Source organism: Rhodococcus sp. I2R (assembly GCF_020889545.1).
Lineage (GTDB): Bacteria > Actinomycetota > Actinomycetes > Mycobacteriales > Mycobacteriaceae > Rhodococcoides.
In genome coordinates this window covers 132158-159138 of the sequence record NZ_JAHUTG010000001.1, presented here as the reverse complement: position 1 = coordinate 159138, position 26981 = coordinate 132158, and the positions used below count along the sequence as shown (strand labels likewise).

At 63.7% G+C, this 26981-nt stretch carries 24 protein-coding genes; 6 read left to right on the top strand and 18 right to left on the bottom strand.

Features of this window, described 5'->3' with window-relative positions; all coding sequences use genetic code 11:
• The first annotated feature begins 20 nt into the window (after positions 1-20).
• From KVY23_RS00695 to KVY23_RS00685, 3 genes are all read left to right on the top strand, one after another.
• Entirely contained in the window at positions 21-2294 is a 2274-nt protein-coding gene (locus KVY23_RS00695; protein ID WP_206510806.1) for a polyribonucleotide nucleotidyltransferase, read from the top strand.
• A 70-nt stretch (positions 2295-2364) separates the two neighbouring features.
• Positions 2365-3645, top strand: a complete 1281-nt coding sequence (locus KVY23_RS00690) for a pitrilysin family protein (RefSeq protein ID WP_230555034.1) — start codon at positions 2365-2367, stop codon at positions 3643-3645.
• 97 nt (positions 3646-3742) lie between these two features.
• Positions 3743-4447, top strand: a complete 705-nt coding sequence (locus KVY23_RS00685) for a 1-acyl-sn-glycerol-3-phosphate acyltransferase (protein WP_230554900.1) — start codon at positions 3743-3745, stop codon at positions 4445-4447.
• Between the two features lie 19 nt (positions 4448-4466).
• Here the strand turns inward: KVY23_RS00685 and KVY23_RS00680 are convergent, their stop codons facing one another.
• From KVY23_RS00680 to KVY23_RS00595, 18 genes are all read right to left on the bottom strand, one after another.
• Positions 4467-5207, bottom strand: a complete 741-nt coding sequence (locus tag KVY23_RS00680) for a polyprenol monophosphomannose synthase (protein ID WP_230554898.1) — start codon at positions 5205-5207, stop codon at positions 4467-4469.
• Positions 5204-5431 carry a hypothetical protein gene (locus KVY23_RS00675; RefSeq protein WP_230554896.1) on the bottom strand — a complete coding sequence of 76 codons (228 nt, stop codon included), beginning with the start codon at positions 5429-5431 and terminating at the stop codon, positions 5204-5206. The genes KVY23_RS00680 and KVY23_RS00675 overlap by 4 nt, the downstream gene beginning before the upstream one ends.
• Before the next feature lie 47 nt (positions 5432-5478).
• The gene (locus tag KVY23_RS00670; RefSeq protein WP_230554894.1) at positions 5479-6567 is read right to left on the bottom strand and encodes a GGDEF domain-containing protein; all 1089 of its coding nucleotides are present in this window, start codon (positions 6565-6567) and stop codon (positions 5479-5481) included.
• A 145-nt stretch (positions 6568-6712) separates the two neighbouring features.
• Positions 6713-8320 carry an NADH-quinone oxidoreductase subunit NuoN gene (gene nuoN, locus KVY23_RS00665; protein WP_230554892.1) on the bottom strand — a complete coding sequence of 536 codons (1608 nt, stop codon included), beginning with the start codon at positions 8318-8320 and terminating at the stop codon, positions 6713-6715.
• Positions 8320-9846, bottom strand: a complete 1527-nt coding sequence (locus tag KVY23_RS00660; protein ID WP_230554890.1) for an NADH-quinone oxidoreductase subunit M — start codon at positions 9844-9846, stop codon at positions 8320-8322. The genes nuoN and KVY23_RS00660 overlap by 1 nt, the downstream gene beginning before the upstream one ends.
• Before the next feature lie 11 nt (positions 9847-9857).
• Positions 9858-11738: an NADH-quinone oxidoreductase subunit L gene (gene nuoL, locus KVY23_RS00655; protein WP_230554889.1), complete on the bottom strand. Its 1881-nt coding sequence runs from the start codon at positions 11736-11738 to the stop codon at positions 9858-9860.
• 1 nt (position 11739) lies between these two features.
• Positions 11740-12039: an NADH-quinone oxidoreductase subunit NuoK gene (gene nuoK, locus KVY23_RS00650; RefSeq protein WP_206510801.1), complete on the bottom strand. Its 300-nt coding sequence runs from the start codon at positions 12037-12039 to the stop codon at positions 11740-11742.
• Positions 12036-12803 (bottom strand): NADH-quinone oxidoreductase subunit J, encoded by a 768-nt coding sequence (locus KVY23_RS00645; protein WP_206510800.1) that lies wholly within the window; start codon positions 12801-12803, stop codon positions 12036-12038. The genes nuoK and KVY23_RS00645 overlap by 4 nt, the downstream gene beginning before the upstream one ends.
• Complete coding sequence (gene nuoI, locus KVY23_RS00640; protein WP_230554887.1) at positions 12800-13303, bottom strand: NADH-quinone oxidoreductase subunit NuoI; 504 nt, start codon at positions 13301-13303, stop codon at positions 12800-12802. The genes KVY23_RS00645 and nuoI overlap by 4 nt, the downstream gene beginning before the upstream one ends.
• Positions 13296-14618, bottom strand: a complete 1323-nt coding sequence (gene nuoH / locus KVY23_RS00635; protein ID WP_230554885.1) for an NADH-quinone oxidoreductase subunit NuoH — start codon at positions 14616-14618, stop codon at positions 13296-13298. Before nuoH ends, nuoI begins: the two co-directional genes overlap by 8 nt.
• Positions 14615-16963: an NADH-quinone oxidoreductase subunit G gene (locus KVY23_RS00630; protein WP_230554883.1), complete on the bottom strand. Its 2349-nt coding sequence runs from the start codon at positions 16961-16963 to the stop codon at positions 14615-14617. Before KVY23_RS00630 ends, nuoH begins: the two co-directional genes overlap by 4 nt.
• On the bottom strand, positions 16960-18258 hold the full coding sequence (gene nuoF / locus KVY23_RS00625) for an NADH-quinone oxidoreductase subunit NuoF (protein ID WP_206510796.1): 1299 nt from the start codon (positions 18256-18258) through the stop codon (positions 16960-16962). Before nuoF ends, KVY23_RS00630 begins: the two co-directional genes overlap by 4 nt.
• A 1-nt stretch (position 18259) precedes the next feature.
• A complete protein-coding gene (nuoE, locus tag KVY23_RS00620) occupies positions 18260-19087 on the bottom strand; it encodes an NADH-quinone oxidoreductase subunit NuoE (protein ID WP_230554881.1) in 828 nt (275 codons plus the stop codon).
• Complete coding sequence (gene nuoD, locus KVY23_RS00615) at positions 19084-20391, bottom strand: NADH dehydrogenase (quinone) subunit D (RefSeq protein WP_230554880.1); 1308 nt, start codon at positions 20389-20391, stop codon at positions 19084-19086. The genes nuoE and nuoD overlap by 4 nt, the downstream gene beginning before the upstream one ends.
• Complete coding sequence (locus KVY23_RS00610) at positions 20391-21023, bottom strand: NADH-quinone oxidoreductase subunit C (RefSeq protein WP_230554878.1); 633 nt, start codon at positions 21021-21023, stop codon at positions 20391-20393. Before KVY23_RS00610 ends, nuoD begins: the two co-directional genes overlap by 1 nt.
• A gap of 17 nt (positions 21024-21040) precedes the next feature.
• Positions 21041-21595: an NADH-quinone oxidoreductase subunit B family protein gene (locus tag KVY23_RS00605; RefSeq protein WP_075840077.1), complete on the bottom strand. Its 555-nt coding sequence runs from the start codon at positions 21593-21595 to the stop codon at positions 21041-21043.
• 40 nt (positions 21596-21635) lie between these two features.
• A complete protein-coding gene (locus KVY23_RS00600; RefSeq protein ID WP_075840076.1) occupies positions 21636-21995 on the bottom strand; it encodes an NADH-quinone oxidoreductase subunit A in 360 nt (119 codons plus the stop codon).
• A 223-nt stretch (positions 21996-22218) separates the two neighbouring features.
• Positions 22219-22602 (bottom strand): hypothetical protein, encoded by a 384-nt coding sequence (locus KVY23_RS00595; RefSeq protein WP_230554877.1) that lies wholly within the window; start codon positions 22600-22602, stop codon positions 22219-22221.
• Positions 22603-22855: 253 nt separating this feature from the next.
• Between KVY23_RS00595 and KVY23_RS00590 the strand changes: the two genes are divergently transcribed.
• From KVY23_RS00590 to KVY23_RS00580, 3 genes are read left to right on the top strand one after another with little or no spacing between them, the layout of a single operon-like run.
• Positions 22856-23038: a hypothetical protein gene (locus KVY23_RS00590; protein WP_230554875.1), complete on the top strand. Its 183-nt coding sequence runs from the start codon at positions 22856-22858 to the stop codon at positions 23036-23038.
• Between the two features lie 55 nt (positions 23039-23093).
• Positions 23094-25772: a glucosidase gene (locus tag KVY23_RS00585; protein ID WP_230554872.1), complete on the top strand. Its 2679-nt coding sequence runs from the start codon at positions 23094-23096 to the stop codon at positions 25770-25772.
• A gap of 42 nt (positions 25773-25814) precedes the next feature.
• Complete coding sequence (locus KVY23_RS00580; protein WP_230554870.1) at positions 25815-26921, top strand: alcohol dehydrogenase catalytic domain-containing protein; 1107 nt, start codon at positions 25815-25817, stop codon at positions 26919-26921.
• Positions 26922-26981 lie beyond the last annotated feature (60 nt).

Sequence of the window (26981 nt, the reverse complement as noted above, 5' to 3'; positions counted from 1 at the left end):
GAGAGGACGAGAAGAAGAGAATGACGGAAACAACCACGGTAGAAGCCGAAGAGGGCGTCTACGAAGCAACCGCCGTAATCGACAACGGCACCTACGGCAAGCGCAGCATCCGTTTCGAGACCGGCCGCCTCGCGCAGCAGGCATCCGGTGCTGTCGCGGCTTACCTCGACGAAGACACCATGCTCCTCTCGGCCACCTCGGCCGGTAAAGGCCCGCGCGAAGGACTCGACTTCTTCCCGCTGACGGTCGATGTGGAAGAGCGCATGTACGCCGCCGGACGTATCCCGGGATCGTTCTTCCGCCGCGAAGGTCGACCGTCCACGGACGCGGTTCTCACCTGCCGACTGATCGACCGGCCACTGCGCCCCACGTTCGTCGACGGGCTCCGCAACGAGATCCAGGTCGTCATCACGGTTCTGAGCCTCAACCCGGCAGATCTCTACGACGTCGTGGCCATCAACGCAGCGTCGGCGTCCACACAGATCGCCGGCCTGCCGTTCTCCGGCCCGATCGGTGGCGTGCGTGTGGCGCTCATCGACAAGCAGTGGGTTGCCTTCCCGACCAACGAGCAGCTCGAGAAGGCCGTGTTCAACATGGTCGTCGCCGGCCGCATCGTGTCGGGCTCCGGCGCAGACGCCGATGTCGCGATCATGATGGTCGAGGCCGAGGCCACCGAGAACGTCATCGAACTGATCGAGGGCGGTGCCCAGGCTCCCAACGAAGCGATCGTCGCGGAGGGCCTCGAGGCGTCGAAGCCGTTCATCGCTGCGCTGTGCACCGCGCAGCAGGAACTCGCCACCAAGGCTGCCAAGCCCACCGGCAACTTCCAGCTCTTCCCGCCGTACCAGTCGGACGTGTTCGACGCCGTCTCCGGCGCAGCACAGATCCCGCTCAACGAGGCGCTGACCATCGCAAGCAAGGCCGAGCGTGAGGCCAAGCTGGACGAGGTCAAGGCTCAGGTTCTCGAACAGGTCGCCGACCAGTTCGTCGGACGTGAGAAAGAGATCGGTGCGGCATTCCGCGCGCTGACGAAGAAGTCCGTGCGCCAGCGCATTCTGACCGACCACTTCCGGATCGACGGCCGCGGTGTCACCGACATCCGTTCGCTGTCGGCAGAGGTCGCGATCATTCCCCGTACCCACGGGAGCGCACTGTTCGAGCGCGGTGAGACCCAGATTCTCGGTGTCACCACGCTGGACATGGTCAAGATGGCTCAGCAGATCGATTCGCTCGGACCCGAGACCTCAAAGCGCTACATGCACCACTACAACTTCCCTCCCTACTCGACCGGTGAGACCGGCCGAGTCGGAACTCCGAAGCGACGCGAAATCGGCCACGGTGCGCTCGCCGAGCGTGCGCTGCTGCCGGTGCTCCCGAGCCAGGCAGAATTCCCCTACGCAATTCGCCAGGTCTCCGAAGCGCTGAGCTCCAACGGCTCGACCTCCATGGGTTCGGTGTGCGCATCGACACTGTCCATGCTCAACGCCGGTGTGCCGCTTCGCGCTCCAGTTGCCGGCATTGCGATGGGCCTCGTCTCCGACGAGGTCGACGGGGAAACCCGATACGTCGCGCTGACCGACATTCTCGGTGCAGAGGACGCGTTCGGTGACATGGACTTCAAGGTTGCCGGAACGAAAGACTTCGTGACGGCACTGCAGCTCGACACCAAGCTCGACGGCATCCCGTCCAAGGTGTTGGCAGGTGCCCTGTCGCAGGCGAAGGACGCGCGTACCACCATCCTCGAGGTCATGGCCGAAGCCATCGACACACCCGACGAGATGAGCCCCTTCGCGCCGCGCGTCACGGCAATCAAGGTTCCGATAGACAAGATCGGCGAGGTCATCGGGCCCAAGGGCAAGATGATCAACTCCATCACCGAGCAGACCGGCGCCAACATCTCGATCGAGGATGACGGCACCGTCTACGTCGGTGCTGCGGACGGCCCGTCCGCGCAGGCTGCGATCGACATGATCAACGCCATCGCCAACCCGCAGTTGCCGAAGGTCGGCGAGCGTTTCCTCGGAACCGTCGTCAAGACAACGGCTTTCGGTGCGTTCGTCTCGCTTCTGCCCGGTCGTGACGGTTTGGTGCACATCTCCAAGCTCGGTGGAGGTAAGCGCATCAACAAGGTCGAGGACGTCGTGAGCGTCGGATCCAAACTCCGCGTCGAGATCGCCGACATCGACAACCGCGGCAAGATCAGTCTCGTCCCTGTCGAGGACGACAACGCGGCACCCGCATCCGGTGCCGCCGACGTGACCGCCGAGGCACCCGCCGAGGTCAGCGCTGAGTAAGAAGACCGCAGGCAGAACGGTACGTCCCTACGGGGCGTACCGTTCTGCCGTTTCGGATCCCACCGGGGTGATGGGCGTTCAGCGCACCACTCTGCCCGGTGGTCTACGTGTGGTGACCGAATTCGTTCCCGGTGTTCGTTCGGCCTCGGTCGGAGTGTGGGTGGGCGTCGGGTCTCGCGACGAGGGGCCGAGCGTTGCCGGCGCAGCACACTTTCTCGAGCATCTGCTGTTCAAATCGACACCGACGCGGACCGCCCTGGAAATCGCACAGGTCATGGACGGCGTCGGGGGTGAACTCAATGCCTTCACCTCGAAGGAGAACACCTGCTTCTACGCCCACGTGTTGGACGAGGACCTGGCGATGGCAGTCGATCTCGTGAGCGATGTCGTACTTCGGGGCCGTTGCCGCGTCGCCGATGTGGACATCGAGCGCCAGGTGGTGCTCGAGGAGATTTCGATGCGTGACGACGATCCGGAAGATCTGCTCGGTGATCTGTTCATCGAGGCGATGTTCCCGGAGCATCCCTTGGGCCGGCCGATCATCGGGACGGTCGACTCGGTCGAATCGATGACGCGCAGTCAGCTGCGCTCGTTTCACGGCCGCCGCTACACGCCCGACCGCATGGTGGTCGCAGTGGCGGGAAACATCGACCACCGGCAGACCGTTGCACTGGTCGAGCGTGCCTTCGGAGGCCACCTCGGCAGAGATGTCGAACCGGTCCCACGTCGGGGAGGGTCGGCACGGGTTCGCGCTCGCCCGGAACTGAAATTCGTCAAGCGTGACAGTGAGCAGGCGCACCTCTCGCTCGGAGTACGTGCGTTCGGTCGGCACGAAGGCCACCGGTGGGCGCTGTCGATTCTCAACGCGGCTGTCGGAGGCGGGTTGTCTTCCCGGCTCTTTCAAGAGATCCGCGAAGAGCGCGGGCTCGCGTACTCGGTGTACTCCTCGGTCGACACCTTTGCCGACTCCGGCGCATTCTCCGTCTACGCGGGATGCCAGCCGGAGAATCTTGCGGAGGTGACGACGGTGGTCCGTGAGGTGCTGGCGCAGGTCGCATCCGAGGGCATCACCGATGACGAGTGTGCACGGGCCAAAGGGTCGCTTCGAGGCGGACTTGTTCTGGGGCTGGAGGATTCCGGTTCCCGGATGAATCGGATCGGTCGCAGTGAGCTCAACTACGGCAACCACCGCGACATCGCCGACACCCTCGCTCGTATCGACGAGGTGACGAACGACGAGGTCAGAGACGTCGCACAGGTGTTGTTGGCGCGACCGTTCGGCGCTGCAGTGGTGGGGCCATACAAGAGTGCACGTCAGCTCCCGTCGTCGGTGAAGTCCATCATCGGCTGATCGGCTCCGGGCATGCGGCGCCCGCTCGGTGTACGAAGGCGGGGGTCTGCGGCTACCGTGGTGTGGAGAAAGTCCATGATCGGGAAGCAGGCGGCTCATGTGGTATTGGATTTTCAAATATGTGCTGATCGGGCCGATTCTCTGGCTCATGGGTAGACCGCGAATCGAGGGCGCAGAGAACGTCCCGTCGTCGGGGCCGATCATTGTCGCGGGCAACCACCTGACCGTCGTAGACTCTTTCTTCCTGGTGCTCGTGATGCGGCGTCGGGTCAAATTCGTTGCCAAGAGCGAGTATTTCTCCGGCCACGGACTCAAGGGACGCCTGATCAGCTGGTTCTACACGAGCGCCGGTCAGGTGCCCGTCGATCGTTCGGGCTCTGGTGCCGGCGAGCCTGCGCTGAATGCGGCCCGAAAGATACTCGCCGAGGGCGGCATCTGGGCCATCTACCCGGAAGGCACCCGCTCGCCCGACGGGCGCCTGTACAAGGGCAAGACCGGCATGGCGCGCGTTGCGCTGGAATCGGGGGCGCCGGTGGTTCCGGTCGTCATGTTCGGAACCAAGAAATTCAATCCGGTCGGCAGCAAGATGTGGCGCCCAACGAAGATCGTCGTCAAGTTCGGTACACCGATGGACTTCTCGCGCTACCGAGAGTTCTCGGGGCACCGTGCCGTCGTTCGTTCGGTCACCGACGAGGTCATGTACTCGCTCATGTCCATGTCCGGGCAGGAGTACGTCGACGTCTACGCAGCATCGATGAAGGCAGGACCGATGAAAGCAGGACCAGTGAAGCAGGGTCGGTGAAAGCAGCCTGACGAGAGCGTCAGCGCTTGCGGCTCAGCAGGAGCTTCCACGGCACAGCTGCCGACTCCAGTTGGACGGACAAGCTCATCTTCGACTCGCCGTCGTTGCGCTCCTCGAAGCGGATCGGCACCTCGGCGAGCAACAGACCGCGACGGACCGTTCGGTGATTCATCTCGACCTGAAACGCGTAGCCGTTGCTTTGCACGGACGCAACGTCGATTGCGCGCAGCGTGCTGGCGTGCCATGCCTTGAAACCAGCGGTGGCGTCTTTGACGCCGAGCCGCAGGATGGCGTTGACGTAGAAGTTCGCCCATGCGGACAGTGCCTTGCGATGCCAGGGCCAATCGCTCGCTACCGCTCCACCCGGAACGTAGCGCGATCCGAGCACGACCGCTGCGTCGGTCGTGGTGAGGGTGTCGATCATGGTCGGGATGACGTCGGTGGGGTGTGAGAGGTCGGCATCCATCTGGATGACGATGTCGGCACCGTCGTCGAGCGCGCGGGTCATGCCGGCGACATAGGCTCGACCGAGGCCGTTCTTTTCCGTTCGGTGCAGAACCGTGACCGGCAGCGGACCGTTTTCGGTCATCTCGTCGGCGATCTTCCCGGTGCCATCGGGGGAGTTGTCGTCGACGACGAGAACGTGAAGGTTCTCGATTCGCAGGTCGGCCAGTAGCCCGATCAGTTTGGGAAGGTTCTCGCGCTCGTTGTACGTGGGAACGACAACGGTCGTCTTCGGAGCGCCGCTGGGATAAGTCACGCTCGTATGATCCGTGATGAGCTGGCGAGAACCAAATATCGGACATCGTCGGCGGTGCGAGATCCTGCGCTCTCGGTGCTTTCATAGGGGGACGGGCCCTCCGGTGGGCCGAGTGCGTGCCGGACAAGCAAGGTGGCCAACGCGGCCATCACTGCAACGACGACGATCACGGCAATTACGACGAGCAGTCGTTTGGGGCCTCCGAAGAGGTCGCTCGAACTCATCGCACCATCATGGGCCATGAGCCGGTGTCGAACGCAGGGGGCCCGGCTCATACCGCCGATCGGGACTCGTCGTCCTCGACGTCCGTGACGACGGCATCTCCGCCGCGCCGCTTCGCCTCGTACATCGCGGCATCCGCACTGGCGAGCAGCTCGTCCAGCACGGCATCGATAGGTCCGATGGGAGTGCACCGGTAGTGGATGCCGATACTGGTCGTGGTGTGGCCCTTGTAATCGCATTGTGGAACTGTTCGTCGTAGGCGCTCGGCGGCCGTGGACGCAACGCTCAACGGCCCGGCAGCTACCACCACGAACTCCTCGCCTCCGGTACGGGCAGTCACCGCGGGTACAGGAAAAGTGTTTGTCAGCAACTCGGCTGTGCGGCGTAGAACGTCGTCACCATAAGCGTGGCCGTGGCTGTCGTTTACCGACTTGAAGTTGTCGAGGTCGGCGACGATCACTGCGATGCCGTCCGAATCCTCGGTCATCGCCCCGATGGCGGATTCCAGCCCGCGGCGGTTGCGGAGGCCGGTGAGCGGGTCGAAGTGCGCAACAGCCGCGTCCCGGCGCAGCAGAATGATGAAGGCTTGGGTCAGAATCGGCGAGGACACCAGAACCAGGACGACCACGATGAGGTACCCCGTCACCACCGTCGGGGATATGCCGGGTTCGGCGAGTGCGAGTACGTAGAGAACGGCGCACGTGGCAAGTGACCACACCTGGTGCGCGAGGAATACCTTCGCGTCGTGAAAGGCGGCCACGTAGGTGCCGATCACGCTCAGAAGTGCCGTACACAGGAGCGCGACCGAGGGCGCGTCGAGGGCGAACAGAGTGCTGGTCACGCCGATCTCGGCGTATGTCACGAACACCAGTGACCAAGCGAAACCGGGCCACGGCCCGCGTATCCACGCGAACCCGACAACTGCGGTGCTGAGAGCGAACCCCGTGACAATCACACGGCCAGCTGCGTTGTCCACCATCAGTGGTGAGATGAGCGCCAGCACGCAGACCAGTCCGTACGTCCAGCAGTACAGACCTATGGCAACCCTGGTGACCCGCAGCAGGGGGTGCGTTTGAATGTAGTGCACTGCCCACGCAAAGTCGGCCGGCTGTGACCACCATTGGCGTAGCGACTTCATCGAAAAAAACCTCGGAATCCCTCTTGCAGGGCCGGTTCTGCTGTGGTCGAGGCCCCAACAAGTAGACCACGAGACCGCACGGGCGGGAGTGATTTTCGTGCCTCTGCCACGGTGGCCGTGAACGGCGGAACCCCGATCGGGCGCGTCACCTCAGGAAGACCGCGGCACTGTCAGCGAGATCCAGCAGTGGCTGCGGGAAGAATCCGAACACGATGGTCACCGCGACGCCGAGACCTATCGCCACCTTCGTGGACAGGCCAGCCGAGACGACCACGTCGGAGACACGGTCGGCCTCGCCGGAACTCTCGGACGGGGCGTCCGCAAAGAACATGAGCACGATGACGCGCACGTAGAAGATCGCTGCGATTGCGCTGGCGAGTACACCAACGATGACGAGCGGCGTCGCACCGTCCCCGGCGGCTGCGGTGAAGACGACAAACTTGCCCATGAAACCGCTGGTCAACGGGATTCCTGCAAACGAGAGCAACAGCAGCGCCATCGACACACCGACGATCGGTGAAGTGCGTCCGATGCCGGCCCACCGCGATATCCGGGCCACCTCGCCGTTGTCGTCGCGCACAACGGTGACCAGAGCGAACGCGGACACCGTGGCCAAGCCGTAGACGAACAGGTAGAACAGGCTGGCAGAGAGTCCGTCGCCGTCGATCGCGATCAGACCCGTGAGCAAGAATCCCGCGTGCGTGATCGACGAGTACGCGAGCATGCGCTTCATATCGGTCTGCGTCACAGCCAGCACAGCACCGACGAGCATCGTGGCGATGGCGACCGCCCACAGTGCGGGAAGCCAGTCCTCGCGTAGATCGGGAAGCGCGACGTAGAACAATCGCAGCATCGCACCGAATGCCGCAATCTTGGTCGCGGCAGCCATGAAAGCCGTGATCGGTGTCGGTGCCCCCTGATAGACGTCGGGAATCCACGAATGGAAGGGGACTGCGCCGACCTTGAACAGCAGTCCGACACCCACCAGCGCGGTTCCGAGAACTGCAATGGCAGCGTTTCCTGCCCCGATCGACACAGCGTCGCCGATGGCTCCGAACTCGAGGGTGCCCGCATAGCCGTACAGCAGAGCTGCGCCGAACAAGAAGAACGCCGACGAGAACGCGCCCAGAAGAAAGTACTTCATCGCCGCTTCCTGAGAGAGGAGGCGGCGCCGTCGCGCCAAACCGCACAACAGGTACAGCGGGAGCGAGAAGACTTCGAGGGCAACGAACATTGTCAACAGGTCGTTCGATGCCGGAAACAGCAGCAAGCCGCCCAGCGCGAACATCGTCAGCGGGAACACCTCGGTCTGCGTCGCGCCAGATTCTGTGGCCTGCCTTTCCGAGAGGCTTCCGGGCACCGTCGAGGCTTGCGCGGCAAAAGAATCTGCGTGGACGCGGGAATCGGCGTGTATGCGCCCGAATGTGCGTTCTCCGACGAGCAGCAAGGAGGGTAGTGCGACGAGCAGCAACGTCCCCTGAAGAAACAGAGTGGGCCGGTCCACGGCGACTGCGCCCATGACTGCGCGGGTGCCGACCGAATCGGACTCCGCCAATATCGATGCCAGTACGACGACGGAGGCGAGTGCGGCTGCCGTGCCGCCGAGGGCAAGCGTCATCTGAATGCGGTAGCGCATCGCCCTGGGTGCGAAAGCCTCGGCGATCACGCCGAGTACACCCACTGCAAAGACGATCAGCATCGGAGACAGCTGTCCGTACTCGATGCTCGGTGCGTCCAAGATGGGTTGGTTCATCACTGCCCTCCGGTGTCGGTGTCGACGGCGGTGATCGTGGTCTGCACCGCGGGTGTGACGATGTCCAGCAGCGGGGCAGGGTAGACGCCGAGGATGATCAGAAGCGCTACCAGGGGCGCCATGACCACCAGTTCACGGGGAGCCAGATCCTTCATTCCCTCGTTCTCGACGCGGTGCGGCCCGGTCATGACCCGTTGATAGAGCCACAGTATGTAGATCGCGGAAAGAACGAGTGCGGTCGCGGCCACCAGCGCTGCCACGTGGTACTGAGCGAACGTTCCTATCAAGACCAGAAATTCGCTGACGAACGGAGCCAGGCCGGGCAGGGAAAGCGTCGCGAGCCCGGCGATCAGGAAGACCCCGGCCATGACGGGCGCAACCTTTTGCACACCCCCGTAGTGCGAGATCACCCGCGTTCCTCGCCGCGAGACCAGGAAGCCCGCGACCAGGAATAGGGCGGCCGTCGATATGCCGTGATTGACCATGTAGAGCGTCGCTCCGGCCTGCCCCTGGCTGTTCATGACGAAGATCCCGAGGATAATGAAGCCGAAGTGCGAGATGGAAGTGTAGGCGATCAAGCGCATCACATCGGTCTGCGCGATCGCTAGCACCGCGCCGTAGACGATCCCGATCACGGCGAGAGTGATGATCACGGGCGCAAAGTACCGCGAGGATTCCGGGAACAGTTGCAGACAGTATCGGAGCATGGCGAAGGTTCCGACCTTGTCCACGACAGCCATCATCAGAACGGCTGTCGCGGGGGTCGATTCGACGGCGGCGTCGGGCAGCCAGGTGTGAAACGGCCACAGCGGCGCCTTGACCGCGAAAGCGAACATGAACCCGAGGAACAATGCGTTCAGTACGCCCTGGCCGACCCCGAGTTCTCCGGCCTCAGCGGCTGCGGCGATCGCGCGAAAGCCGAATGTGCCGCTGTCGAAGGCGTCCGACTGGGCGGTGACGACGTAGAGCCCGATCACCGCGGCCAGCATCACGAGACCACCGACGAGGTTGTACAACAAGAACTTCACGGCCGCGGCGGCGCGCCCCGGCCCGCCGAAGCCGCCGATGAGGAAGTACATCGGAATCAACATCGCTTCGAACAACACGTAGAACAGCAGAATGTCCAGCGTGCAGAACGACATCAACACCATCGCCTCGACCAACAGCATCGACGCAACGTAGACGCGGGCGGACTTGTCTCGGCCCGCATCGTTCCAACCGGCGACCATGAGCAGCGGCAGAAGCGCAGTGGTAAGCAGCACCAGTACCAGGGCAATGCCGTCGACACCCAACTCGTATCGCGCCCCGAAAGACTCTATCCACGAATGCGATTCCACGAACTGGAATTCCTCGCCCGCTGGATCGAACGAGACGGTGAGGACAACGGCGATGCCCAGCGTCGCCGCGGACACGACCACAGCGAGCACCTTTGCCACCTGCGGCTGTGCTCGCGGTATGGCGAGAACGGCCACCGCACCGACAGCGGGGAGCAGCCACAGCAGAGTCAACCAGGGAAATGTCGTCACCGAGGAAGAGTTCACCAGAGCATCACCGCCACCATCGTCGCGATCAGAAGCGCAGAACCGGCAAGCATCGTGAGCGCGTACGAGCGCACGTACCCCGTCTGACTGTGTCGTACTTGCGTGGACGCCTTCGCCACGGCCGAGGCCACTGCCCGAGTCGAGCCGGACACCACCGAATCGTCGAAACGTCGCAACAGTTCGGCCGTTCGTATGCCCGGTCGCATCAAGATGGCTTCGTTCACCGCGTCCCCGTAGAGATCATGGCGCGCAGCGACGGTCAACGCGGAGACCGTCTCGGGCGCGGTAGCCGGCACCGAATGGCGGGCGTATCTGTCGTATGCGAGAGCGACGCCTGCCGCGACGACAGCGATGGCCAGCGCCGTGACGACCCACGCGGGAAGCGCGTGTGCCTCCTCTGCCTCACCGAACACCGGCTCGAGCCAGTTCTTCAATGACCCACCGATGGTGAACAATGCTCCGGCTCCGACCGATCCGATGGCGAGCACAACCATGGGGGCGGTCATGATCGACGGTGACTCATGCGGGTGAGCTTCGGAATCCCAACGGGGAGAACCGAAGAAAGTCATGATCATCACACGAGTCATGTAGAAGGCCGTCAGGCCCGCACCGAACAGGGTGAGAACGCCGAGCACAATCCCCACGCCACCTCCCGCTCCGAATGCGACCTCGATGATTTTGTCCTTGGCGAAAAAGCCCGAGAAGGGTGGCACGCCGATGATGGCCAGATACCCGAGCCCGAAAGTCGCGAACGTGACGGGCATTGCGGTGCGCAGTGCACCGAACTTGCGCATGTCGACCTCGTCGTTCATCCCATGCATCACCGAGCCTGCGCCCAGGAACATGCCGGCCTTGAAGAACCCGTGCGCGAGCAAGAGCATGATCGCGTAGGTGTAACCGGCTGGGCCGAGACCCGCTGCCAGCACCATGTATCCGATCTGACTCATCGTCGACGCTGCGAGCGCCTTCTTGATGTCGTCCTTGGCGCAACCGATCACGGCGCCGAACAGGAGAGTGACGGCGCCGACAATCACCACTGCGGTCTGGGCAGCGGGGGCGGACTCGAACACGGGCCCGGCTCGGACGATCAAGTAAACGCCCGCGGTGACCATCGTCGCGGCGTGGATGAGAGCCGAGACCGGGGTGGGTCCCTCCATGGCGTCACCGAGCCAGGACTGCAGGGGCACCTGGGCGGACTTGCCGCAGGCCGCCAGGAGCAAGGCCAGGCCGAGTGCGGTGACCGTCCCGCTGCTCGCGGTCTCGGCACCGGCGAACACGTCGTCGAACGACACGCTGCCGAACGTCGCGAACATGATCATCAGTGCAATCATCAACCCGATATCGCCGACGCGGTTGACCACGAATGCCTTCTTCGCGGCCGTTGCTGCCGCCGGCCTGTGCTGCCAGAACCCGATCAGCAGATACGACGCAAGTCCGACGCCTTCCCAACCCACGTACAGTCCGAGAAAGTTGTCCGCAGTCACCAGCAGCAACATTGCGGCGAGGAACAGGTTGAGGTAGGCGAAGAACTTTCTGCGTTCGGGGTCTTCGGACATGTATCCGATGGCATAGATGTGGATGAGGGTGCCGACGCCGGTGATCAGGAGCACGAAGCAGATCGACAGCTGGTCGAGGCGGAATCCGAAGTCCACCTGCAATTCCGCTACCGGTATCCAGGTGAAGAGTGTCTCGGAGATGGCGCGTTGCTCGGCCTCGCGGCCCAGCATGTCGACGAACAGTACGAGCGCGAATACACACGACAGTGCCGACATCGCGGTGCCGAACAGATGTCCCCAGCCATTGCTGCGTCGTCCGGCCAGGAGCAGGACGAGCGCGCCCAACAGCGGCAGTGCCGGTAGAACCCAGATCGCTGTCATATCAGTACTTCAGCAGGTTCACGTCGTCGACCGAGGCAGATCTACGGGTGCGGAAGATGGTCATGATGATCGCGAGTCCGACGACCACCTCGGCGGCCGCAACGACCATGGTGAAGAAGGCGAAGACCTGTCCCTCCAGATTCCCGTGCATGCGGGCAAACGTCACGAAAGCCAGATTCGCCGCGTTGAGCATCAACTCGATGCACATGAACACCACGATTGCATTGCGGCGCAGTAGAACTCCAGCGGCACCGATCGAGAAAAGCAGTACCGACAGGTAGATGTAGTTCTCCGGATTCACTGTTTCCCCCCGTCACGGTCGTTCCGCAGGCTCCACTCCTGGCCCCCGTCACGGTCGTTCCGGTGTCCACGGTGCATCGGATTGATCGACAGTTCCGACGGCGACCCGTCGGGGAGTCGCGCGGGCCAGTCGACTGCGTTGTGACGCGCGTACACCCCGGGACTCGGCAGTGGTGTCACCTGCGTACCGTCTCGGAATCGCTGTTGCGACAACTCCTGCTGGCCCTTTCGCTCCTCGAAACGCTCTCGATGCGCAAGGACCATGGCCCCGATCGTGGCGATGATGAGTAGGACTCCGGTGAGTTCGAAGGCCCATAGGTACCGGACGAAGATGAGCTCGGCGAGACCTTCCACGTTGCCGCCCGCGTTCGCTTCCTCCAGACCGATGAACTCGGGCCGACCTGACTCGACGGATGCGTTGCCGATGGCCCCGATCACGACGAGTCCGAACCCGACGCCTGCGGCCACGGCGGCGGGGCGTTGGCCTTTGATCGTCTCGGTGAGCGAGTCCGCCGAGTCCACACCCACGAGCATGAGAACGAACAGGAACAGCATCATTACTGCGCCGGTGTAGACGACGACTTGCACGACGCCGAGGAAGACAGCTCCCTGGGCGATGTAGAAGACGGCGAGGATGATCATGGTGACGGCCAGGAAGAGTGCCGAGTACACGGCCTTTCTGGCGGCAACCATCGCGATCGAGCCCACCACTGCGAGACCACCGAGCAACCAGAACTGCACCGCTTCTGCCGTGGAGGTGTTCACGTGATCGACCCCCGGTAGTAGTCGGCCGCCGTGGCGCCATCGGGCATGGCGTGCGGGGCCGGTTGCGCCCCGGGTGGGGTGGGGGCGAGCAGCTGGTCCTTTTCGTAGATCAGGTCGGCCCGATTGTCGTCGGCGATCTCGTACTCGTTGGTCATCGTGAGCGCTCGGGTAGGACAGGCTTCGATGCACAGCCCGCAACCGATGCAGCGCAGATAGTTGATCTGGTAGACCTGCCCGTATCGCTCACCGGGGGAGTAGCGCTCCTCCTCGGTGTTGTCAGCGCCCTCGACGTAGATCGCATCTGCCGGGCACGCCCACGCGCACAGTTCGCAGCCGATGCACTTTTCCAGACCGTCGGCGTAGCGGTTGAGTTGATGTCGCCCGTGGTAGCGCGTCGCGGTCGGCGCCTTCTCCTCGGGATACAGCTCGGTGAGCGGCTTCTTGAACATGGTGCCGAACGTGACACCGAAGCCTGCTATGGGTCCCAAGAATTCAGGCATCGCTGCGCTCCTTCGCGTCATCTGTCGGGGGCGTTTGTTCGGGCCCGGTCTGTCCAGGCAGCGGTGGTACCGGGAAACCGCCCGCCATGGCATCGAACGGCGTGGCATCGAACGGCGTGGCATCGAACGGCGTGGCATCGAACGGCGTGGCATCGAATGGCATCTGACCGGCTGGTATCTGCGCTACGGACCTGCTGCGGAGGCGGCGTCGAACGAACCACGCCGCGAGAAGCGCAACGATGGCCCCTGCCACCACCAGTGCAACGGCGATCGAGGGGTATCCCTCGATCTGGAACGCTCGCACGGTGGCGACCAGCATGATCCACACCAGTGAGATCGGGATGAGAACTTTCCAGCCCAGATTCATGAATTGGTCGTAGCGCAGGCGAGGAAGCGTCGCGCGCAGCCAGATGAAGACGAACAGGAACACCCAGACCTTGAGGGTGAACCACAGCACCGGCCACCACCCCGAATTCGCGCCCTCCCACATGCTGATCGGGAACGGTGCGCGCCATCCGCCCAGAAACAACGTTGTGGCCAGAGCCGAGACAGTCACCATGTTGACGTACTCGGCGAGCATGAACATTGCGAAGTTCAGCGACGAGTACTCGGTGTGGAAGCCTCCGACCAGTTCACCCTCGGCTTCGGGCAGATCGAAGGGGGCCCGATTCGTTTCCCCCACCATCGAGGTCAGATAGATGGCAAACGAGGGGAAGAGCAAGAAGATGTACCAGGTGTTGGCCTGCGCCGCAACGATTCCTGAGGTGGACATTGTCCCCGCGTACAGGAACACCGCTGTGAACGACAGGCCCATGGCGATCTCGTACGAGATGACCTGTGCGGTGGACCGTAGGCCTCCGAGTAGAGGATAAGTGGACCCGGAGGCCCATCCAGCGAGAACTATCCCGTACACACCGACCGAGGTCACCGCGAGGATGTACAGAACACCCACTGGAAAGTCGGTGAGCTGCAGCGGCGTTCGCACTCCGAGGATCGACACTTCGGGACCGAAGGGGATCACCGCAAACGCCATGAACGCGGGCACCGCAGCAATCACCGGCGCCAACAGATAGATCGGCTTGTCGACCCCCTTGGGGACGATGCCCTCCTTCAGCGCGAGTTTGACTCCATCGGCGAGGCTCTGCAGGATTCCGCCGGGTCCGACCCGGTTCGGTCCGACACGCATCTGCATACGGGCCATCACCCTGCGCTCGGCGATGATGGCGACCAGCGGAGTCAGAATGAGGAAGACGAAGATTGCCACTGCCTTGCCGACCACCAGCCACCATGGATCCTGGCCGAACCCGGGAGTCACTGTGTCACCGCCGCGATGGTGACGGTCGCACCGCTGCCGACACCGAGCTGAGCGTTGACCTCAGAGCCGTGCGACCGCATCGGCAGCCAGACGACACGATCGGGCATCTCGGTCACCGTGAGCGGCAGCGTCACGGTCCCTCGGCGGGAACCGACACTGACGTGGTCGCCTTCGCGCGCACCGATCTCATCGGCTGTGGTGGCGGAAAGGCGTACGACGGGTACGCGCGCCGTTCCCGCGAGATGAGGCTCTCCATCCTGCATCCGACCGGCGTCCAGGAGCATCCGCCACGTCGAGAGCACGGCCTCACCGGGGCCTGGGCTCGGCGCCGGCCGAGATCGTCGATCGGGCGCGCTGCCGCGGGTACCTGTCCAGGGCCGCAGCGACGCGATCTCTCGGCGCGCGGAATCGACGTCCGACAGCCCGAGTGCCGACCCCATCTCGGCTGCGAGTGCGTGCAGAACACGACCGTCGTTCAACGATCGTGTGCCCGTTATCGCGGGTTCGAACGGTCTGCGTCGGCCCTCCCAGTCGATGAAGGTTCCGGCCTTCTCGGTGACCGGCGCGACGGGGAACACCACATCGGCTCGATCGGTGACGGCGCTGCGGCGCAGTTCCAGGCTGACGACGAAGGCCGAGCCGTCCAGTGCGCCAGCCGCCGCAGCCGGATCGGGTAGGTCGGCGAGCTCCACGCCACCGACGACGAGAGCAGCCCCGTCCTGCGCTGCGTGCAGGATTGCCGCCGTGTCGAGCCCCTCGGTGACTGGTAGCTCGGTTCCCCACAGTTGCGCCAGTTCTGTTCGCGCGGCCTCATCGGATACCGGTCTTCCCCCGGGCAGCAGAGTGGGCAGAGCGCCCATCTCGAGTGCGCTGCGGTCGCCCGCGCGACGCGGAATCCACGCGATTTTCGCAGCTGTCCGCTCGGCGAAACGGACGAGAGCGGACAGCCCGCCGGGAGTTTCGGCGAGCCGTTCACCGGCGAGAACGATCGTGCCCGGCGCGACATCCGTCATCGCGTCCAACTCTGCGGATTCGGCGGTGGGTAGGCAGGTGATCAGCCGAGCCCCGAGCTTGGTCACTCCCGCGGACTTCAATGGTGCGATGGCAGTGATTTCTTGACCGTTGGTCCGCACGGCTTTGCGCAGACGCAGAAATACGATCGGTGACTCCTCTTCCGGCTCGAAGCCGACGAGCAGAACCGCGGGCGCCTGCTCGAGGCTTCGGTATGTGACGTCACACTCACGCCCGGCGACCTGGAAGGTCAGGAACTCCGCCTCTTCGCTGCTGTGCGCTCGGGCGCGAAAGTCGATGTTGTTGGTGCCGAGTACTGTTCGAGCGAACTTCGCGTAGGCGTACGCGTCCTCGGCGGTAGATCTACCACCGACGAGGACGCCCACGTTCGCTTTCGCTGCAGCCAGTCCACGTGCCGCCGCCGCAATCGCCTCGGACCACGATGCGGGAGCAAGGTGACCGTCCGCGCCGCGGACGAGTGGTCCGGTGATCCGGTCCGGCTCGGTGGCGTAGGTGAATGCCCACCGGCCCTTGTCGCAGTTCCATTCCTCGTTGACCTCCGGGTCGTCGCCGGCGAGACGCCGCAACACCTTTCCGCGCCGATGGTCGGTGCGTCCCGCGCAACCGCTCGCGCAGTGTTCGCATACGCTCGGGGTCGACACCAGATCGTAGGGCCGTGCGCGGAACCTGTATGCGGCGCCGGTGAGCGCGCCGACGGGACACACCTGGACGGTGTTGCCGGAGAAGTAGGATTCGAACGGTTCACTGGGCGAGATCCCTACCTGTTGCAGTGCCCCGCGCTCGGTGAGCTCGATGAACGGATCACCGGCGATCTGCTGCGAGAAACGAGTACACCTCGCGCACAGCACGCACCGCTCGCGATCGAGAAGTACCTCCGAAGACAGCGCGATAGGTTTGGGGAAGGTGCGCTTGACGCCCTCGAATCGTGACTCGGCCCGGCCCGCCGACATCGCCTGATTCTGCAGCGGACATTCACCGCCCTTGTCGCACACCGGGCAGTCCAGCGGGTGATTGATCAGCAGCAATTCCATGACGCCCTCTTGGGCCTTCGCGGCCGCCTGGGAGCTGAGCTGAGTGCGCACGACCATGCCCTCGGTAACCGTTGTGGTGCAGGATGCGAGCGGCTTGCGCTGTCCTTCCACATCGACGAGACATTGGCGGCACGCGCCGACCGGGTCCAGCAGCGGGTGATCGCAGAACCGCGGTATCTGGATGCCGAGGCTCTCGGCCGCTCTGATGACCAGGGTGCCGACGGGCACCGAGATTTCGGTTCCGTCGATACTCGCGGTCACCATCTTCACCTCGACGCTCATGCGCTCAGCTCCTTCGCCATGGTCGTGCAGCGATGTGGATCGAACGGGCAGGGCGCACCGAGGTGTGCGAGGTATTCGGCCCGGAAATACCGAAGCGATGACGTGATCGGACTGACGGCTCCATCACCGAGCGCGCAGAACGACTTTCCGAGGATGCTATCGGCGATGTCGACGAGCTTGTCGAGGTCCGATTCGGTGCCACGACCGGTCTCGAGTCGCTCGTAGATCTGAACCAGCCAGTAGGTTCCCTCGCGGCAGGGAGTGCACTTGCCGCACGATTCGTGCGCGTAGAACTCGGTCCATCGGCGAACTGCTCGCACGACGCAGGTGGTGTCGTCGAAGAGCTGCAGAGCCTTGGTTCCGAGCATCGAACCGGCGGCTGCGACACCCTCGTAGTCCAACGGCACGTCGAGGTGCTCGTCGGTGAAAATAGGAGTCGACGAGCCACCGGGTGTCCAGAACTTCAGGGTATGGCCCTCCCTGATGCCTCCCGCGTAGCCGAGTAGTTCACGAAGGGTGATGCCGAGCGGCGCCTCGTACTGACCGGGCCGGACAACATGGCCCGACAGTGAATACAGTGTGAAACCAGGCGATTTCTCGCTACCCATGGAGCGGAACCAGTCGACGCCGTTGTCGATGATGGCCGGGACGCTTGCGATCGACTCGACGTTGTTGACGACGGTAGGGCAGGCGTACAGCCCGGCGACCGCTGGAAACGGAGGTCGTAGGCGGGGTTGCCCGCGCCGCCCCTCGAGCGAGTCCAATAGCGCCGTCTCCTCGCCGCAGATGTACGCGCCCGCCCCGGCGTGCACCACGACGTCCAGATCGAAGCCGCTACCCAGGATGTTCTTGCCCAGGTATCCGGCCGCATAGGCTTCGGCGACTGCGGCCTGCACGCGTCGCAGCACCGGAACTACTTCGCCCCGGAGGTAGATGTAGGCGCGGTGCGCGCGGATCGCATAGGCGGCGATCACGATTCCCTCCAGCAGGACCTGCGGGGTGGCCAGCAGGAGCGGCATGTCCTTGCACGTCCCGGGCTCGGATTCGTCGGCGTTGACCACCAGATAGTGAGGTTTGCCGTCCCCCTGCGGGATGAAGCTCCACTTCATGCCCGTCGGGAAGCCGGCGCCGCCCCGGCCGCGGAGACCAGCATCCTTGACCAGCGCGATGACGTCATCTTGCGGCATGTCGAGTGCCCGGCGCAGGCCCCGGTAGCCGTCATGTCGTTCATAGGTCTCGAGTGTCCAGGACTCGGGGTCGTCCCAGTATCGGCTCAGCACAGGCGTCAGCGGCACGTCATTCTCCCTTCTCGGGCGGAACGGATTCCGTCGGGGCAGGCGCCGGCTTGTCCTTGGTGGTCGCAGCCGCGGTGGCCTCCTCGGAATCGAGAGGTGCTGCGCCGCTGTCGGTCGGGTGCGACACCGTCGGCGCGGTCATTCCGGCGTCTTGCGCGATATGTAGGCCGGCCAGCGTCGGCTCGCCCACCCGGCCGCCGGCGTGGGCCGCACCGGGCCGCTCGTCCGGGAAGCCGGCGAGAATTCTCTGCGTCTCCTTGAAGGTGCACAGTGAGGCGCCGCGGGTGGGGACGACCTCCTCGCCGATGCGCAGTGAATCTACAAGTGCACGAGCCGATTCGGGGGTTTGATCGTCGAAGAACTCCCAGTTCACCATCACGACGGGCGCGTAGTCACACGCGGCGTTGCACTCGACACGCGTCAGGGTCAGACGGTCGTCGCCGGAATCGAGGTGGTCTTGGAGCGCCTCGAAGATGGCGTCACCGCCCATCACGGCACACAGCGTGTTGGTACACACCCCGACCAGATAGTCGCCGGTGGGTTCGCGGCGATACATCGAGTAGAACGTGGAGACCGCCGTGACCTCTGCGCCCGTCAACCCCAACCGGTCCGCGCAGAACTCGATTCCAGTGGGCGAGACGAAACCGTCCTCGGCCTGCACCAGGTGCAGTAGGGGCAGCAACGCAGATCGGGCCATCTGCGGATCCGGTGCCTCGGGCCGCGAATACCTCGCGATGATCGTATCGGCGTCGCGGTCGAGCCGGGCACGCACGTCTTCGGGATACGGCACGGGGCGTGTACCGAGCTGCAGAAACACTCTCTCGGTCATCGGTCCACACCACCCATCACGGGATCGATACTGGCCACTGCAGCAATGACGTCGGCGACCATGCCGCCCTCACACGTCGCCGCGACGGCCTGAAGGTTGGTGAAAGAGGGGTCTCGATAGTGCACTCGGAACGGCCTCGTTCCCCCGTCGCTGACCATGTGCACACCCAGCTCGCCGCGAGGAGACTCGACGGCTACGTACACCTGCCCGGGCGGCACGCGGAATCCCTCGGTCACCAACTTGAAATGGTGGATGAGCGCTTCCATCGACGTGTCCATGATGTCCCGAACATGTTCGTCCGAGTTGCCCATTCCGTCGGGCCCCACCGTCAGGTCCGCTGGCCACGCAATCTTCTTGTCCTCGACCATCACTGGGCCGGGCCGCAATCTGTCCAGGCACTGCTCGACGATCTTGAGGGACTCTTTCATCTCTGCGACTCGAATGACGTAGCGCCCGAAGGCATCGCATCCGGTGTCGGTGCATACGTCGAACTCGTAGGTTTCGTAGCCGCAGTAGGGTTGTGAAACCCGCAGATCGTGCGGGAGACCAGTCGAGCGGAGCATCGGCCCGGTGATGCCCAGTGCCATGCACCCAGTGAGGTCCAGGTAACCGATGCCCTGGGTGCGTGCCTTCCATATCTTGTTGTCGTCGAGCAGCTTCGACATGTCTCGCAGCCTGTCCGGCAGTGTCTTCAACAGCTGGCGAATCTTGCCGATGGCATCGTCGGGCAAATCCTGGGCGAGGCCCCCAGGCCGGATGTAGGCGTGGTTCATGCGCAATCCGGTGACCAGTTCGAACACGTCGAGAATGAGTTCGCGCTCGCGAAACCCGAAGAGCATCGCCGTCACCGCACCCAGTTCCATCCCGCCGGTGGCGAGCGCGACGAGGTGCGAGGAGATGCGGTTCAGTTCCATCAGCAGGACGCGCACCACGGTCGCGCGTTCCGGTATGTCGTCGGTGATGTCGAGCAACTTCTCGACGCCGAGGCAGTAGGCGGTTTCGTTGAAGAACGGTGACAGGTAGTCCATCCGAGTGACGAAGGTGACGCCCTGGGTCCAGTTCCGAAACTCGAGGTTCTTCTCGATGCCGGTATGCAGATATCCGATACCGCAACGAGCCTCGGTGACAGTCTCGGCCTCGATCTCGAGAATGAGCCGCAACACACCGTGTGTGGAGGGGTGTTGCGGTCCCATGTTCACCACGATGCGCTCGTCGGCGGTGCTCTCGGCGGCAGCGGCGACGACATCGTCCCAATCCTGGCCCGACACCGTGAAAGCCTTTTCGCGATCGGAGATACCGGTCATCAGTTGTACTCCCGCCGTTGGTCGGGTGGAGGAATGCTCGCGCCCTTGTATTCGACTGGGATTCCGCCGAGTGGGTAGTCCTTGCGCTGCGGGTGTCCGATCCAGTCGTCCGGCATCTGGATCCGAGTGAGGGAGGGGTGCCCGTCGAATCGAATGCCGAAGAAGTCCCAGGTCTCCCGCTCGTGCCAGTCGTTTGTCGGGTAGATCCCGACCAGGGTCGGGATGTGAGGATCGGAGTCCGGTACCGAGACTTCGAGACGAACCCGACGATTGTGCGTGATGGAGAGTAGCGGATAGACCGCGTGCAGTTCGCGGCCCTCGTTGCGTGGATAGTGAACTCCGTTGACGCCCAGGCACATTTCGAATCGAAGCTGGGGATCATTGCGCAGCGCTCGGGCGGTACTCGGGAGGTGCTCGCGGCGAACATGGAGGGTTAGCTCGCCTCGGAAGACCACCACACTTTCCACGGCCTCGTCGAACGGCAGATTTTCGGCGAGGAGGGCGCGCTCAAGATGGTCTGCGATGGAGTCGAAGTAGCTGCCGAACGGTCTCTCTGTGGTGCCTTGGACGTAGGTTTGTGAGGCCAGTTTTCCGTAGCCGGAGGTATCGCCTGTTCCACGAACCCCGAACATGCCTCGACGGTCGGACGTCACCGCAGCAACCCCTTCGCCTCGATCGTCGGCCGAATGTCCATCGCCGCTGCCTCGGCGGCACGAGCGACCTTCTCGCGGTCCGCGCCAAGGGGCATTTCTTGAATCTTTTCGTGCAACATCATGATTGCGTTGAGCAGCATCTCGGGCCGAGGCGGGCAGCCAGGAAGGTAGATGTCTACCGGCACGACGTGATCGACGCCCTGGACGATGGCGTAATTGTTGAACATCCCGCCCGACGAGGCGCAGACACCCATCGCCAGCACCCATTTCGGTTCGGCCATCTGGTCGTAGATCTGACGCAGAACCGGAGCCATCTTCTGGCTCACGCGCCCCGCCACGATCATCAGATCTGCCTGTCGCGGTGAGGCTCGGAAAGCCTCCATTCCGAAACGCGCGATGTCGAACCGTCCGGAGGTCGTCGCCATCATCTCGATTGCGCAGCACGCGAGTCCGAACGTCGCCGGCCACAGCGAACCCTTTCGAACGTAGCCCGCGAGACCCTCGACCGTGGTCAGCAGAAACCCACTCGGCAGCTTCTCCTCGAGTCCCATGCAAAATCCTTCCCAACGGCGATGATGACGGTGTCGCGCGCTAATCCCAGCTGAGTCCGCCTCGTCGCCACTCGTAGGCGTAGGCAACGGAGGCGCTGACGATGAACATGCCCATGGCCAGAAGGCCGAATACTCCCAGCGCATCGAAATGCACTGCCCACGGGTACAGAAAGACGATCTCGATGTCGAAGATGATGAAGAGCATCGCGGTGAGATAGAACTTCACCGGATAACGCCCCGCGCCCATCGGTTGCGCGGTCGGTTCGATACCGCACTCGTATGCGTCCATTTTGGCTCGGTTGTATCGCTTGGGACCGACGACGGACGCGATGAGCACCGATACGAGGGCGAAGGCAACGGCGACAGCACCCAGGACGAAGACGGGTATGTATTCGTTCATCCTTTACACCTCTCCGCGCCTGCCTTGTGGGCATCTGAAGGAGCTCCGTCGGCCAAGGGATCTTTAGCCGATAGAAAAATGTGAGCCGAAACACAGCCTACCGGGGTGATGCCCCGACTTGTCTCGGTTTCGAACTCCGAGATGAGCGTGTCGGCGAGAAAGTCGATCTTGGACGTGAATGTAGCGGCCGAGCCGGAATGGCTTGTGATGAAGGGGTTTCGCGTCAGCTCTGAAGCAACGCGGTGACGGCGGAGGTGAGCACGAATGGATCGATCGGGTGCGAGACCGCGGCCTCCGCTCCCGACCAGTCGGCCAACCATCTGTCGTCTGGACGGCCCGTGAGCACGACGAGTGGCGGGCAATTGTCCAACTCGTCCCTCAGCTGCTTGGCGACACCCATACCGCCCGCCGGTGCGGCTTCGCCGTCGAGGATTGCCAGGTCTACGCCGCCGGCATCGAGATGGTGGATGACCATGGGTTCGCTCGCCACTTCGATGTACTCGAATGCGGGCAGTTCGGGATCGGGGTGTTTGCCGATCGCGGTGGTGACGTCGGCGCGCGTGTTCGCGTTGCTGCTGTACACCAGTATGCGCAGCGGATCGTTCACGACAGCGATGCTACGTCCACTTGTGCGGGCGCATCGCGTATTCGAGGTAACCCACCCGCTACCCGGTCGGCCTGCAACGCGGTTTGTGCTGCTCACAGAGCATTCGGACGCACGCGGACGTTCCATTTGATATCAATGTGTAACGAAGATTGAACCTCGCCGATAGAAACCTCGACCGCGGCGTGCGAAGCCGTTACCCCCGACTCGGCACCGCACGCCGCGGTCCCCACCCAACAGCAGTCGAAGGATGGCCATGCGCGAGAAAGTGACCGATCGGTTCCCACGCGGCGACGGACCAGGCGACGACGTGCTCGGCGATTTCGGAGTCAGCCGTCAAGGGTTCGTCAGCCGTTTGCAGGAGATATTGCTGCAGAACCCACCGCCCAAGGGGCTGGATCATCTCGACGTCGCACGTCTGATCGCCGCCTGCTCCTGATCCCGCAACACCAGCCGGCGTGCAGCCGTGGTAGCGGGAGCGCAGACTGTGACGCGTGACCGACGCCCCTGACGCACGCAGAACGCCGTCCACCACCGAGCATTCTCGGCTTGCCGAGTCGCCCGGGGTGAGCGGGCCATGGCGTCAGTGGGGCCCATACCTCGCTGGTAGGCAATGGGGAACGGTGCGCGAGGACTACTCGGAGGACGGAGACGCGTGGCAGTCGTTTCCGTTCGACCAGGCGCATGCTCGGGCTTACCGCTGGGGCGAGGACGGCCTCGGGGGCATCTGTGATCGTTTCGGCTTCCTCAACTTCGCATTCGCAGTGTGGAATCGCAAGGACCCGATCCTCAAGGAGCGGCTGTTCGGACTCACCAACGGTGAGGGCAACCACGGTGAGGACGCCAAAGAGTATTGGTGGGTGATCGATGGGACGCCGTCCCACAGCTGGATGCAGTGGCTGTATCGGTATCCCCACGCGGAGTATCCCTACCAACAGCTCCGGGACGAGAACGCCAGCCGCGGCCGAGACGACCGCGAGTACGAACTGTCCGACACCGGAATACTCGACGAGAACCGATTCTGCGACGTCCAGGTCAGCTATGCCAAGGCCTCACCCGACGACATCTGCATCGTCATCTCCGTCACCAATCACGGCCCGGAGACGGCATCGCTCGATCTGTTGCCGCACCTGTGGCTACGAAACACCTGGGCTTGGGGGCGCGACGACCGCGGTGGCACCCTCACCGACGTCGATCCCAACGAACTGGAGTCCGGACGCCTGCGTGCCATCGAGGCGGATCACAGTTTCCTCGGCAGGTACTACCTCAGCGCGGAGGGGCATCCGGACGTGTTGTTCTGCGACAACGAGACCAATGCCGCCGATCTATGGGGACAGGAGAACCGTTCCCAGTACAGCAAAGACGGCATCGGGCGCCGAGTGGTCGGCGGGGATGTCGACGCCGTCAATCCGGAGCGGACCGGCACGAAGGCCGCGTTCTGGTTCCAGCTGGACGAGATCGCGCCCGGTGGCACCGTCGAAGTCAAGCTGCGCCTGTCCATGAACCCGCCCGACGAACAGACCTTCGGTCGCGGATTCGATGCCGTGGTCGCGGACCGGCAGGCCGAGGCCGACGAGTTCTACGATGCTGTCATCGGAGCCGATCTCGACGACGCCGATCGTCATGTCGCCCGTCGCGCCTACGCCGGACTGCTGTGGACGAAGCAGCTCTACCGCTACGACGTCGAGCAGTGGGTCGAAGGCGACAGGGTGGGAGAGCCGGCACCGGCGTCGCGGCAGAGCTCGACCGCTCGCAACGCCCACTGGCGTCACCTCGCGTTGGCTGATGTCATCTCGATGCCCGACGAGTGGGAGTATCCGTGGTTCGCGGCCTGGGATCTGGCCTTTCATGCCATTCCGCTTGCGCACGTCGACCCCGACTTCGCCAAGGAACAGCTCGTGTTGATGTGCCGCGAGTGGGCGATGCACCCCAACGGTCAGCTTCCGGCTTACGAGTGGGAGTTCGGCGACGTCAACCCGCCGGTGCATGCATGGGCGGCTTGGCACGTCTACCGCATCGACGGTTTCCGAGACCGAGAGTTCCTCGTTCGAGTCTTCACGAAACTTCTCCTGAATTTCGCTTGGTGGGTGAACCGCAAGGACTCCGAGGGCTCGAACATCTTCGAGGGCGGATTTCTCGGGATGGACAACATCGGACTGTTCAACAGGTCCGCTCCGCTGCCGCCGGGGTTTCGTCTGGAGCAGTCGGACGCGACCAGCTGGATGGCCTTCTACTGCCAGCAGATGTTCAAGATTGCTCTCGAACTCGCCAGGTACGACAGCGCGTGGGACGACGTGGCAACCAAGTTCTTCACCCACTTCCTTTCCATTGCGAGAGCCGTCAAATCGTTCGGCTCGCAGCATATTTCACTGTGGCACGAGGAAGACGGGTTCTTCTACGACGTCCTCGTCCCGCCCGAGGGAGATGCGATTCCCATGCGGGTTCGGTCGATGGTCGGACTGCTTCCGATCCTCGGGGCCACGGAGATACCGTCGTGGGTCGAGGAGGAGTGCCCCGATCTGACCGCGCGGCTGCGCTGGGTGCAAAGGCGTCGACCGGAGATGGTCAGCCCCCTGCTCGCGCGGAAAGACGGTGGCGAAGTCCGCGTGCTGCTCTCACTCGTCGAACCCGAACGGCTCAAGCGTGTGCTCTCTCGTATGTTCGATTCCGAGGAGTTCCTCTCGGCGTTCGGTATTCGATCACTCTCTGCGTCCTATCGCGACGGAATCACCTACGAGATAGATGGCCGATCGCTGTACATCGAATACGAACCGGGCGAATCCCGCACCGGAATGTTCGGTGGCAACTCGAATTGGCGTGGCCCCATCTGGTTCCCGGTCAATGTGCTGCTTGCCGACAAACTGCGCGCGTACGGCCGGCACTACGGCGACTCGTTCACCATCGAAATCCCCACGGGATCTGGAAACCACTGCACGTTGACCGACGCGGCTGACCTCATCGACAACGGCCTGGCGTCGTTGTTCCGTCCGGTCAACGGCAAGCGGCCTGCGGACGGCGACCGAATCGAGTCCAGTGACGACCCGCTCTGGAGCGTGCATCCCACCTTCAACGAGTACTTCGACGGTGACACCGGCGAGGGTTTGGGGGCCTCGCACCAGACCGGATGGACCGGGCTCGTCGCGCATCTACTGCGTCCGCGGCTACCTCTCTGAGAGCGGCCCCGGGTCGGACTCGTGCTCACCTAGAGTGGTGCCATGAAAATCCGCGGCGCAGTACTGGAGAACATCGGATCTTCCCGGCCTTTCGCGCAATCGCGTCCACTCACCATCTCGGAGCTGGACCTGGCCCCTCCCGGTGACGGTGAGCTGCTGATCAGAATCGAGGCAGCGGGACTGTGTCACTCGGATCTGTCGGTGGTCGACGGCAACCGTGTCCGACCGGTACCGATGCTGCTGGGTCACGAAGCCGCCGGCCGGGTCGAGTCCGTCGGCGCTGGTGTCGACGACATCGCCGTCGGTACCCGCGTGGTGATGACGTTCCTGCCGCGATGTGAGGACTGCGCGGGATGCCGGACCGACGGCCGCATGCCCTGTGTCACAGGGAGCGCGTCGAACAACGCGGGGACACTGCTCGGCGGTGGAGCGCGGTTGACGCGCGAGGGCGTCGAGATCAAGCACCACCTGGGTGTGTCCGGATTTGCCACGCACGCCGTGGTCGACCGCAAGTCCGTTGTCCCGGTCGACGACGACATCCCTGCCGACATCGCCGCCGTCCTGGGATGCGCGGTGCTCACCGGTGGCGGCGCCGTCCTCAACGCAGGACAACCGAGGCCAGGGCAATCCGTCATGGTGATCGGGCTCGGAGGCGTCGGAATGGCGGCGATCCTGACGGCAGTATCTGTCGGCGCGGGCGAAGTCATCGGCGTCGACGGCGTCCCCGACAAGCTGGCCGCGGCCCGCGAACTCGGTGCCAGCCAGACGTTCTCGCCCGCAGAGAGGCAGGAGCGCGGCGTCAAGGCCGATGTCGTCATCGAGGCCGCCGGAAACGCCCGAGCTTTCGAAGCCGCGGTGGCGGCGACTGCACCCGGCGGCGTCACCGTCACCGTCGGTCTCCCCGCGCCCGACGCCCGATCATCGATCTCCCCGCTCGGACTCGTCGCCGAAGCGCGCACGATCATCGGCAGCTACCTGGGATCAGCGGTGCCGGCGCGCGACATTCCCAAATATGCGCAGATGTGGCGTGAGGGCAGATTGCCGGTGGAGAAGTTGATCAGCTCTCGAATCGGACTGGACGAGATCAACCGCGGAATGGACGAACTCGCCGACGGAAATGCCATCCGTCAGGTCATCATCTTCGACTGACACGGCGTGACCAGCCGGCCTCGACTCCATCGACCGGCGTACTGCGGACGTGGCTGTGGT